The 12,050-nt window shown below is 66.1% G+C and carries 8 protein-coding genes; 1 reads left to right on the top strand and 7 read right to left on the bottom strand.

Going from position 1 to position 12,050, the window contains the following annotated elements; all coding sequences use genetic code 11:
- Positions 1–30 precede the first annotated feature (30 nt).
- The 3 genes from H0X91_RS16180 to H0X91_RS16170 form a co-directional block, all read right to left on the bottom strand.
- Positions 31–1,497 (bottom strand): glutamate synthase subunit beta, encoded by a 1,467-nt coding sequence (locus tag H0X91_RS16180; RefSeq protein ID WP_196433140.1) that lies wholly within the window; start codon positions 1,495–1,497, stop codon positions 31–33.
- An 85-nt stretch (positions 1,498–1,582) separates the two neighbouring features.
- Positions 1,583–6,286 (bottom strand): glutamate synthase-related protein, encoded by a 4,704-nt coding sequence (locus H0X91_RS16175; protein WP_006490631.1) that lies wholly within the window; start codon positions 6,284–6,286, stop codon positions 1,583–1,585.
- A 288-nt stretch (positions 6,287–6,574) separates the two neighbouring features.
- Positions 6,575–7,288, bottom strand: a complete 714-nt coding sequence (locus H0X91_RS16170) for a transposase (protein ID WP_006494443.1) — start codon at positions 7,286–7,288, stop codon at positions 6,575–6,577.
- A 193-nt stretch (positions 7,289–7,481) separates the two neighbouring features.
- Between H0X91_RS16170 and H0X91_RS16165 the strand changes: the two genes are divergently transcribed.
- A complete protein-coding gene (locus H0X91_RS16165) occupies positions 7,482–8,213 on the top strand; it encodes an OmpW/AlkL family protein (RefSeq protein WP_006490624.1) in 732 nt (243 codons plus the stop codon).
- Positions 8,214–8,395: 182 nt separating this feature from the next.
- On the opposite strand, the gene ugpQ is transcribed toward H0X91_RS16165, so the two are convergent.
- The 4 genes from ugpQ to ugpA are packed head-to-tail and all read right to left on the bottom strand — an operon-like array spanning position 8,396 to position 12,036.
- Entirely contained in the window at positions 8,396–9,166 is a 771-nt protein-coding gene (gene ugpQ, locus H0X91_RS16160) for a glycerophosphodiester phosphodiesterase (protein WP_006491785.1), read from the bottom strand.
- A 26-nt stretch (positions 9,167–9,192) separates the two neighbouring features.
- Complete coding sequence (locus H0X91_RS16155; protein WP_006481861.1) at positions 9,193–10,278, bottom strand: sn-glycerol-3-phosphate import ATP-binding protein UgpC; 1,086 nt, start codon at positions 10,276–10,278, stop codon at positions 9,193–9,195.
- Between the two features lie 31 nt (positions 10,279–10,309).
- Complete coding sequence (ugpE, locus tag H0X91_RS16150; protein WP_006481859.1) at positions 10,310–11,155, bottom strand: sn-glycerol-3-phosphate ABC transporter permease UgpE; 846 nt, start codon at positions 11,153–11,155, stop codon at positions 10,310–10,312.
- Positions 11,152–12,036 carry a sn-glycerol-3-phosphate ABC transporter permease UgpA gene (gene ugpA / locus H0X91_RS16145; protein WP_006481867.1) on the bottom strand — a complete coding sequence of 295 codons (885 nt, stop codon included), beginning with the start codon at positions 12,034–12,036 and terminating at the stop codon, positions 11,152–11,154. The genes ugpE and ugpA overlap by 4 nt, the downstream gene beginning before the upstream one ends.
- Positions 12,037–12,050: the final 14 nt, after the last annotated feature.

Here is a 12,050-nt window from a genome sequence, read left to right as displayed (position 1 = left end):
TTTGGTCGAAACCCGCTCGCGCGATTCAGCTCAGCGCGGCAGTTCCGAATGGCCCATCAGGTACGCATCGACCGAGCGCGCGCACTGGCGGCCTTCGCGGATCGCCCACACCACGAGCGACTGGCCGCGACGCATGTCGCCTGCCGCGAACACCTTGTCGACCGACGTGTAGTACGAACGGTCGCCTTCGGTCGTCGCGCGTGCATTGCCGCGCGCATCCTTCGCGACGCCGAACGCGTCGAGCACCGGCGCGGCCGGCTGCGTGAAGCCCATCGCGAGCAGCACGAGATCGGCCTTCATCTCGAACTCGGAACCCGGCACTTCCTGCATCTTGCCGTCCTTCCACTCGACACGCACCGCGATCAGCTTCTCGACCTTGCCGTTCTTGCCTTCGAGACGCTTCGTCGCGACCGCCCAGTCACGCTCGCAGCCCTCCTCGTGCGACGACGACGTACGCAGCTTGATCGGCCAGTACGGCCACACGAGCGGCTTGTTTTCCTCTTCCGGCGGCTGCGGCAGCAGCTCGAACTGCGTGACCTGCTTCGCGCCGTGACGGTTCGACGTGCCGACGCAGTCCGAACCCGTATCGCCGCCGCCGATCACGATCACGTGCTTGCCCTTCGCGAGCAGCTGGTCGGCGAGCTTGTCGCCCGCGTTCACGCGGTTCTGCTGCGGCAGGAAGTCCATCGCGAAATGGACGCCCGCGAGCTCGCGGCCCGGTACCGGCAGGTCGCGCGGCGTTTCCGAACCGCCGGCGATCACGACCGCGTCGAATTCTTCCTTCAGCGTGTCCGGCGAGATGGTTTCCTTCGCGAGGCTGCCGATCGATTCGGGCAGCGGCTCCTTGCCGATGAACACGCTGGTACGGAACGTCACGCCTTCCGCTTCCATCTGGCGCATGCGGCGATCGATCAGCCACTTCTCGAGCTTGAAGTCGGGAATCCCGTAACGCAGCAGGCCGCCGATGCGGTCGTTCTTCTCGAACACCGTCACGTCGTGGCCCGCACGCGCGAGCTGCTGCGAGGCAGCGAGGCCCGCGGGGCCCGAACCGACGACCGCGACCTTCTTGCCCGTCTTGTGTTCGGCCGGCAGCGGCTTCACCCAGCCTTCCGCCCAGGCCTTGTCGATGATCGCGTGCTCGATCGACTTGATGCCGACCGGATCGTTGTTGATCCCGAGCGTGCAGGCCGCTTCGCACGGCGCCGGGCAGATGCGGCCCGTGAATTCCGGGAAGTTGTTGGTCGAGTGCAGGACTTCGATCGCCTGCTGCCAGTCCTGGCGGTAAACGAGATCGTTGAAGTCCGGGATGATGTTGTTGACCGGGCAGCCGTTGTTGCAGAACGGGATGCCGCAATCCATGCAGCGCGCGCCCTGGACCTTCGCGTCCGCGTCGGTCAGCGCCGCGACGAATTCCTTGTAGTGCTTCACGCGCGTGAGCGGTGCTTCGTACGCCTCGTGGCGGCGTTCGAACTCCAGAAAACCGGTTGCCTTGCCCATAAGGTGCTCTTCTGTTCGGTGTATCGGGTGGGGGAGCCGCGCGCGGCCATCAGGCGCGCGCGGCATTCGCTATGTCGTTCGTCGCTCAGGCGGCCAGCACTTCCTTCGCCGCCTTCTTCGCACCGATCTCGCCCAGCGCGCGCTTGTATTCGTGCGGGAACACCTTCACGAACTGGCGGCGCGCCGCGTCCCAGTTTTCCAGCAGCGACTTCGCGCGCGGCGAACCCGTGAACTGGAAATGACGCTCGACGAGCCCCTTGAGCAGCGCTTCGTCCGTCGTGCCGGCGTGCCAGAGCGCGCGGTCGACCGTGCGCTCCTGCTCGGCCTGCTGCAGCACCGGCTCGAGCGCGACCATCGACTTGTTGCACTTGGCCGCGAACGTGCCTTCCGGATCGTAGATGTACGCGAGGCCGCCCGACATGCCGGCCGCGAAGTTGCGCCCCGTCTCGCCGAGCACGACGACCGTGCCGCCCGTCATGTATTCGCAGCCGTGGTCGCCCGTGCCTTCGACGACCGCCGTCGCGCCCGAGTTGCGCACGCAGAAGCGCTCGCCCGCGACGCCGCGGAAGAACGCTTCGCCTTCGATCGCGCCGTACATCACCGTGTTGCCGCAGATGATGTTTTCCTCGGACTTGCCGCGGAAGTCGTTGGTCGGACGGATGATGATCCGGCCGCCCGACAGGCCCTTGCCGACGTAGTCGTTGCCGTCGCCGACGAGGTCGAGCGTCACGCCCTTCGCGAGGAACGCGCCGAAGCTCTGGCCGGCCGTGCCCTTCAGCTGGATGTGCACCGCGTCGTCGGCCAGGCCGTCGTGGCCGTGCTTCTTCGCGATCACGCCCGACAGCATCGCGCCGACCGTGCGGTTCACGTTGCGCACCGGCTGGATGAACGACACATGCTCGCCGTTCTCGATCGCGGCCTTCGCCTTCTCGATCAGCACGTGGTCGAGCGCGCGCTCGAGGCCGTGATCCTGCACGTCGACGTGACGCGGCGCGACGTCCTCGCACTCTTCCGGCTGGTAGAACACACGCGAGAAGTCGAGGCCCTTCGCCTTCCAGTGCTCGATGCCCTTGCGCGTATCGAGCAGATCGGCGCGGCCGATCAGGTCGTCGAACTTCGCGACGCCGAGCTGCGCCATGATCTCGCGCACTTCCTCGGCGACGAAGAAGAAATAGTTCACGACGTGCTCGGGCTGGCCCTTGAACTTCGCACGCAGCACCGGATCCTGCGTCGCGACGCCGACCGGGCACGTGTTCAGGTGGCACTTGCGCATCATGATGCAGCCCTCGACGACGAGCGGCGCCGTCGCGAAGCCGAATTCGTCCGCGCCGAGCAGCGCGCCGATCACGACGTCGCGACCCGTCTTCATCTGGCCGTCGGCCTGCACGCGGATGCGGCCGCGCAGGCGGTTCAGCACCAGCGTCTGCTGCGTTTCGGCGAGGCCGAGTTCCCACGGCGTGCCGGCGTGCTTGACCGACGACAGCGGCGACGCGCCCGTGCCGCCGTCGTGGCCGGCGATCACGACGTGATCGGCCTTCGCCTTCGCGACACCGGCCGCGACCGTGCCCACGCCCACTTCCGACACGAGCTTCACGGAGATGCTCGCGCTCGGGTTCACGTTCTTCAGGTCGTGGATCAGCTGCGCCAGATCCTCGATCGAGTAGATGTCGTGGTGCGGCGGCGGCGAGATCAGGCCGACGCCCGGCACCGAATAACGCAGCTTGCCGATGTACTCCGACACCTTGTGACCCGGCAGCTGGCCGCCTTCGCCCGGCTTCGCGCCCTGCGCCATCTTGATCTGGATCTGGTCGGCCGATGCCAGGTACTCGGCGGTGACGCCGAAGCGCCCCGACGCGACCTGCTTGATCTTCGAGCGCAGCGAATCGCCGTCCTTCAGCGCGATGTCGCTGACGATCTCGTCGCCGATCACCGACTTCAGCGTCTCGCCCGACTTGATCGGAATGCCGCGCAGTTCGTTGCGATAGCGCTTCTCGTCCTCGCCGCCTTCGCCGGTGTTCGACTTGCCGCCGATCCGGTTCATCGCGATCGCGAGCGTCGCGTGCGCCTCGGTGCTGATCGACCCGAGCGACATCGCGCCGGTCGCGAAGCGCTTGACGATCTCCTTCGCCGGCTCGACGTCGTCGATCGGGATCGCCTTGGTCGGCTCGACCTTGAACTCGAACAGGCCGCGGAACGTCATGTGACGCTTGGTCTGGTCGTTGATCAGGTGCGCGTATTCCTTGTACGTCTGGTACGAGTTGCTGCGCGTCGCGTGCTGCAGCTTCGCGATCGAATCCGGCGTCCACATGTGGTCTTCGCCGCGCACGCGGTACGCGTACTCGCCGCCCGCGTCGAGCATGTCGCGCAGGACCGGGTTGTCGCCGAACGCGTCGCGGTGCAGGCGGATCGCTTCTTCCGCGACCTCGAACAGGCCGATGCCGCCGACCTTCGACGCGGTGCCCTTGAAGTACTTCTCGACGAGGTCGCTCGACAGGCCGAGCGCTTCGAAGATCTGCGCGCCCGTGTACGACATGTACGTCGAGATGCCCATCTTCGACATCACCTTCTGCAGGCCCTTGCCGACCGCCTTCGTGAAGTTGTAGACGGCCTTCTCCGGCGACAGGTCGCCCGGCAGCCCTTCGGCCATCTTCGCGAGCGTTTCCATCGCGAGGTACGGGTGCACGGCTTCCGCGCCGTAGCCCGCGAGCAGCGCGAAGTGGTGCGTCTCACGCGCGGAACCCGTCTCGACGACGAGGCCCGTGCTCGTGCGCAGCCCTTGCTGCACGAGGTGCGTGTGGATCGCCGACGTGGCGAGCAGCGCCGGAATCGCGACGTGCTCGGCGTCCGTCTTGCGGTCCGACACGATCAGGATGTTGTAGCCCGACTTCACCGCGTCGACGGCTTCCGCGCACAGCGACGCGAGGCGCGCCTCGATGCCTTCCTTGCCCCACGCGACCGGATAGCAGATGTTCAGTTCGTACGCGCTGAACTTGCCGCCCGTGTACTGGTCGATCGCGCGGATCTTCGCGATGTCCTTGAAGTCGAGCACCGGCTGCGACACTTCGAGACGCATCGGCGGGTTGATGTTGTTGGTGTCGAGCAGGTTCGGCTTCGGGCCGATGAACGACACGAGCGACATGACCATGTTCTCGCGGATCGGGTCGATCGGCGGGTTCGTGACCTGCGCGAACAGCTGCTTGAAGTAGTGATAGAGCGTCTTGTTCTTGTTCGACATCACCGCGAGCGGCGAATCGTTGCCCATCGAACCGACGGCTTCCTCACCCTGCGCCGCCATCGGCGCCATCAGGAACTTCAGGTCTTCCTGCGTATAGCCGAACGCCTGCTGGCGGTCGAGCAGCGCGGCGCCCTGCGTGCGGCCGGCCGCGACTTCCTCGGCCTTCGGCTCGATCTCGTCGAGCTTGATGCGCACCGCGTCGATCCAGCTCTTGTACGGCTTCGCGTTCGCGAGGTTGTCCTTCAGTTCCTTGTCGTCGATGATGCGGCCGTGTTCCATGTCGATCAGGAACATCTTGCCCGGCTGCAGGCGCCACTTCTTGACGATCTTCGATTCGGGGATCGGCAGCGTGCCGGCTTCCGACGCCATGATGACGAGGTCGTCGTCGGTGACGATGTAGCGCGCCGGGCGCAGGCCGTTACGGTCGAGCGTCGCGCCGATCTGGCGACCGTCGGTGAACGCGATCGCGGCCGGGCCGTCCCACGGCTCCATCATCGCGGCGTGGTATTCGTAGAACGCGCGGCGGTTCTCGTCCATCAGCGTGTGCTGTTCCCACGCTTCCGGGATCATCATCATTACCGCGTGCACGAGCGGGTAGCCTGCCATCACCAGCAGTTCGAGACAGTTGTCGAACGATGCGGTATCCGACTGGCCCGGGTAGATCAGCGGCCACAGCTTCGGCAGATCGTCGGCGAGCACGTGCGACGCGATCGCGCCGGTACGCGCGTTCAGCCAGTTCACGTTGCCCTTCACGGTGTTGATCTCGCCGTTGTGCGCGATCATCCGGTACGGGTGAGCCAGTTCCCACGCCGGGAACGTGTTGGTCGAGAAGCGCTGGTGCACGAGCGCGAGCGCCGACACGACGCGCTCGTCCTGCAGGTCGCGGTAGTACACGCCGACCTGGCCGGCCAGCAGCAGCCCCTTGTAGACGACGGTGCGCGCCGACATCGACGGCACGAAGTATTCCTTGCCGTGCTTGAGCTTCAGCGCCTGGATGCGGTGGCTCGCGGTCTTGCGGATCACGTACAGCTTCCGCTCGAGCGCGTCCGTCACCATGATGTCCTTGCCGCGACCGATGAAGATCTGGCGGATCAGCGGCTCGCTCGCCTTGACCGTCGGCGAGATCGGCATCGCATGGTCGACCGGCACGTCGCGCCAGCCGAGCACGACCTGGCCTTCGGCCTTCACCGTACGCTCGAGCTCCTGCTCGCACGCGAGACGCGACGCGTTCTCCTTCGGCAGGAAGATCATCCCGACCCCATATTCGCCGGCCGGCGGCAGGTTCACGCCCTGCTTCGCCATTTCCTCGCGATAGAACGCGTCCGGAATCTGGATCAGGATGCCCGCGCCGTCGCCCATCAGCGGATCGGCGCCGACCGCGCCGCGGTGATCGAGGTTCTCCAGGATCTTCAGACCCTGCTGGATGATCTCGTGGCTCTTCTTGCCCTTGATGTGAGCGACGAAGCCGACGCCGCAGGCGTCGTGTTCGTTTTGCGGGTCGTACAGACCTTGTGCGGCGGGCACCGCGGCGAGCGGCTGCTGGTGGTCGTTCATGGGGACACCGTCGTAAAGGGGGCCTGGAGGCCGTTGAACCGTTTTCTTGTTGCCGTCGAGCCCGCTCCCGACAGGAGACGGCACGGCCGGCAGTGGTTGGGCAGGCTTCGCCCGGGCCACCGGAATTCGGAATATACGCGACGAATCAAGGGAATAGCAACAAAAACCGCTTGATCGAACCCCAATTAAATGAATGCCTCGATCTGGTGCTGTTTTATTGGGGCCGCATCATTTTGGTGCAAAAAGAAGCGGCGCCCGCCGCGCCGCTTCTGGCCCGCCTTTCCGGCGTTACTGCTGGATCGGCGGCGTGTTTTCGCGCACCTTTCTGGGGCGCCCGCGCGGCAACGGCGAGACGCGCCGGTTCGCGGTGCGCGCCGCCCACTCGCGATAATTCTCGCCGCCGAGCACCCAGCCCTTCAGCGTGGCCTGCTGCAGCTGATCGGCCTGCCGCTCGTCGAGCGGCTGTTCGCACAGCTCCTTGTACGCCCGCTGGCGGTCGAACGGCGTGTTGCCGAGCGCCCAGTAGAGCGGATGGTCGGTGATCAGGCTGTCGACGGTAAGCCCGACGTGATGCCGGTAGCTCGACCAGCGATAGGCCTCGGGCGTCGCGACGAGCTGCGAGCGGACCGGACTCATCTCGACCACGCGGCTCGCGAGCAGGAAATAGCGCTCGCCTTCGATCACGGTCGCACGATAGCGGCCTTCCCACAACGTGCCGCGCCGCGAATAGCGCCGGTTGAAATGCGCGACGTAGCGACGGCCGACGGCCTGCATCGCCTTCGGCAGGCTCGCCTCGTCGCTCGGTGTCACGAGGAGTTGCACCTGGCGCGGCAGCAGCACGTAGGCGTGTACCGCCAGGTGATGATCGCGTGCGGCGGCCTTCAGGCAATCGATGAAGAGTTCGTAGTCCTGGTCGTCGACGAACGCGGGTTGCTGATCCAGGCCGCGCAGTATCACGTGCTGCGGCTGGTCGGGAACGTAGAGTCGTGCTAACCGTGCCATGCTGAATGTCCGTTTGAACGCGTTAGGAAATACCCGGAGGTCCGAAAATGCGCACCTGCGTAGAATGCCTGCCCCAGCGGCGCGCGTAAGCGTACGGTCGTGCGAATCCTAGGGAGAAAACTCTAACTTACGAGCTTGTTTGGTTTTAAACGCAGTCGTCATAATGAGCACGCCTTTGATCGGAGGAGACACAATGAAACGAAAACTGGCCATTACGGGGGCCGCAGCGCTCGCATTCACGTTCGCGGGCGGTACGGCACATGCACAATCCGCAGGTGATTTCTACGTCAGCACCGGCTGGCTGCACCTTGCGCCGCAGGACAGCAGCGACCCGCTGTTCGTCTACGGCGTAGGCGGCACGCCCGTCAATCAGTCGATTCCCAACACCGGCGCCGGCATCAGCGATGCCGACACGCTCGCGCTGGCGACCGGTTACTTCGTGACCGACCATATCGCCACCGAGTTCATCGCCGGCATCCCGCCGAAGTTCGACATCACCGGCAAGGGCCAGTTCTCGAAGTTCGGTACGCTTGGCCGCGCGTACCAGTGGAGCCCTGCGCTCCTCCTCAAGTACTACTTCAACGACGCCAACGCGAAGTTCCGTCCGTATGTCGGCGTCGGCGCGACGTATATCTGGTTCACCGGCGCGAAGATCACGAACAGCACGTTCGAGAACGGCGTGCTCGGCGGCCCGACCAGCGCCACGACCAGCAACCAGTGGGCGCCCGTGTTCAACGCCGGCTTCACGTACAACTTCACGAAGCACTGGTTCGCCGGCTTCTCGATGTCGTACATCCCGGTCAGCGTGACCGCGACCTTCACGACGGCGCGCCGGACCCCGGTCGGTACGCTGACGGAAACGTCGAAGGCCCACATCTCGCTGAACCCGATCGTGACGTACCTGAACGTCGGCTACCGCTTCTAAGCGTAGTCGAATATTTGGGGAATGGTTAATCCTGCTGCAATTTGTAGCGGATTTTTCCTGGCGTAACGTCTCCACGATGCAAAACGCCCCGACGGAAATCCCGTCGGGGCGTCGTTTTTTCGCGTCAGGCACGTTCGGCGCAAGGGTTTTACCGGACGCCGCCGCGGCCGTGGCCGTGGCCGTCAGACGACGTCGATATCGTCCAGCGCGTCGGGCGCGATCAGGTCGATGCGGTCCGTGCAGACCGCGTCGACGCCCCAACGCGCCAGTTCGCGCGCCCGTTCGAGGTCGTTCACCGTGTAAACCAGGATGCGCAACCCGGCCGCCTTGATCGCACGCACCAGGGATTCGTCGAGCCGAGTGTGGTCTGCATGCAACGATACGCAGTCGAGCGCATCGATGACCTGCGCATGCCAGTCGTCCGGCACGACTTCGTAGAGCATCCCGCGCGGCAGTGCCGGCGCCGTCGCGCGCGCCTGCCGCAGCGCGTCGAACGAGAACGACGACAGCAGCGGCGCCACGGCGGCATCGCGCCAGTACGCGGCCGCATCGGCCGCCACGCGCTGCCCGGTTTCGCGCTCGCGCCCCGGGCACGGCTTGATCTCGACGTTCGCGGCCAGCCCGTGCGCGATGCAGCGCGCCGCCGCCGCCTCGAGCGTCGGCATCCGTTCGCCCGCGAAACGCGCGTCGCGCCACGCGCCCGCATCGAGCGCGGCCAGCGCCGCATAACGCATGCCCGCCGCCGCTCCGTGACCGTTCGAGGTCCGGTCGACCGTGTCGTCGTGCAGCAGGAAGGTCACGTCGTCGGCCGACAGCTTCGCGTCGAACTCGACCATCCGGTGACCGCGCCGCGCGCCCTCGTCGAGCGCGGCCAGCGTGTTCTCCGGTGCGAGCGTGCCGCCGCCGCGATGGGCGACGACGCGCGGATAGGGCCAGTCGGTACGGATCGTCATCGTCGGTCTCCCGCAGTCAAACGGTTTCAGCCGGCCCGCTTGCCGGTTTCGGGATCGAAGAAATGCAGCCGGTGCGCGGGCAGCGCCGCCGCCAGCGCCGTGCCGCGCGCCGGGCGGTCCGCGTGCGGCAGGCGCACCGCGACGTCGTGATTGCCCCAGCGGCCGTGCGCGAGATTGTCCGCGCCGAGCAGCTCGCACGAATCGACCGGCAGCGTCGCCTGCGCGACGCCCGGCTGCGGCGTCATGTGTTCGGGACGCACGCCGAGTACCCAGTCGCGCCCGGTAGCGATCTCGCTGCCGATGCCCGGTGCGCCGGCGACCGGCAGCGCAGGGCCGCCGCCCGCGACCGTGAAGGTCGCGCCGTCTTCCGACAGCCGGCCGTGCATCAGGTTCATCGCGGGCGAGCCGATGAAGCCCGCGACGAACACGGTCGCCGGCTTCTCGTACACGTCGACCGGCGCGCCGATCTGCTCCGCGTAGCCACGGTTCATCACGATCACCCGCTGCGCGAGCGTCATCGCCTCGATCTGGTCGTGCGTCACGTACACGCTCGTCGTCGCGAGCCGCGCGTGCAGCCGCTGGATCTCGAGCCGCATCTGCACGCGCAGCTTCGCGTCGAGGTTCGACAACGGCTCGTCGAACAGGAACACCGACGGTTCGCGCACGATCGCGCGCCCCATCGCGACGCGCTGCCGCTGGCCGCCCGACAGCTCGCGCGGCCGCCGCGCGAGCAGCGGTTCGAGCTCGAGGATCTTCGCGGCCGCCGCCACCCGCGCATCGATCGTCGCGCGCTCGATCCCGCGGATCTTCAGCCCGTAGCCCATGTTCTGCGCGACCGTCATGTGCGGATACAGCGCATAGTTCTGGAACACCATCGCGATGTCGCGGTCCTTCGGCTCCAGCGTGTTGACGACCCGGTCGCCGATCGCGATCTCGCCGTCCGTCACGGTCTCGAGACCCGCGATCATCCGCAGCAACGTCGACTTGCCGCAGCCCGACGGGCCGACCAGCACGATGAATTCGCCGTCGGCGATCTCCACGTCGATGCCATGCAGCACGTGCTGCTTGCCGTCGTAGGATTTCCTGACGCCCTTCAAGCTCAGCGCAGCCATACCTGGTCCTTCTCCCGGTTACGTCGGTCGTTCATTTCTCGGAATCGACGAGGCCGCGCACGAACCAGCGCTGCATCGCCAGCACGACGACGAGCGGCGGAATCATCGCCAGCAGCGTCGCCGCCATCACGTATTGCCATTCGGTCGCGGCGTCGCCGCTCGCGATCATCGTCTTGATGCCCACCACCGCCGTCGACAGCGACGCCTCCGTCGTGATCAGGATCGGCCACAGATACTGGTTCCAGCCGTAGATGAACGTGATCACGAACAGCGCGGCGATGCTCGTCTTCGACAGCGGCAGCACCACATCCCAGAAAAAGCGCAGCGGTCCCGCGCCGTCGATGCGCGCCGCGTCCATCAACTCGTCGGGCAGCGTCATGAAGAACTGGCGGAACAGGAACGTCGCGGTCGCCGATGCGATCAGCGGCATCGTGAGCCCCGCGTAGGTGTTCGTCAGGTGCAGCGTCGACACGACCTGCACGGTCGGGAAGATCCGCACTTCCACCGGCAGCATCAGCGTGACGAAGATCAGCCAGAACGCCGTGTTGCGAAACGGGAAGCGGAAATAGACGATCGCATACGCGGACAGGATCGACACCGCGATCTTGCCGACCGCGATGCCGAGCGCCATCGCGAAGCTGTTCACGAGCAGGCGGCCGAACGGCGCCGTCGTGCCGCCGCTGCCGTGCCCCCAGATGTACGCGATGTTCTCGAACAGGTGCGTGCTCGGCACCAGCGACAGCGGCACCGTGAACACTTCCTGCGCGTTCATCGTCGCCGCGCAGAACGCGACGTAGACGGGGAACACGATCAGCACGACGCCCGCGATCAGCACCGCGTGGCAGAACAGGTCGAAGCCCTTGCGATTCTCGATCATGCGTATTGCACCCTGCGTTCGACGAAGCGGAACTGGATCACCGTAAGCCCCACGACGATGATCATCAGCACGACCGACTGCGCGCCCGAACTGCCGATGTCGAGCCCCTGGAAGCCCTCCGCGAAGATCTTGTAGATCAGCGTCTTGGTGCTCTGCGCCGGGCCGCCGCCGGTGGCCGCGTCGATCACCGGGAACGTGTCGAAGAACGCGTAGACGAGGTTCACGACCAGCAGGAAGAAGCTCGTCGGCGACAGCAGCGGCAGCACGATGTTGAAGAAGCGCCGCACCGGCCCCGCGCCGTCGATCGCCGCCGCCTCGATCAGCGAGCGCGGAATCGCCTGCAGCCCCGCGTAGAAGAACAGGAAGTTGTAGCTCACCTGCTTCCACACCGACGCCAGCACGACGAGGAACATCGCCTGCCCGCCGTTCAGCGCGTGGTTCCACACGATGCCGCCCTTCGCGAGCGCATACGTGATCAGGCCGATGCTCGGGTTGAACAGGAACGCCCACAGCACGGCGGCGATCGTCGGCGCGACCGCGTACGGCCAGATCAGCAGCGTGCGGTACGCGCGCGCGCCGCGGATCACGCGGTCGGCGCACGCGGCGAGCAGCAGCGACACGACGAGCCCGCTCACCGTGACGAGCGAACTGAACACGAGGGTCGTGCGGAACGAATCAAGATACAGCGGATCGGCGAACAGGTGCGTGAAGTTCGCGAAGCCGACGAATTCGCTCGACGTGCCGAACGCGTCCTGCATCTGCGTGGACTGCCACAGCGCGACGCCGGCCGGCCACAGGAAGAACACGGCGGTGATCGCGAGCTGCGGCGCGATCAGCAGGTACGGCACCGGGCTCGTACCGAAACGGGAACGGGATTGCATCGCGGATATCCGGT

Origin of the sequence: Burkholderia sp. 9777_1386 (genome assembly GCF_015712265.1) — a bacterium.
Lineage (GTDB): Bacteria > Pseudomonadota > Gammaproteobacteria > Burkholderiales > Burkholderiaceae > Burkholderia > Burkholderia cenocepacia.
The sequence above is the reverse complement of the archived record's forward strand: the minus strand, read 5'-3'. Positions and strand labels throughout refer to the sequence as shown.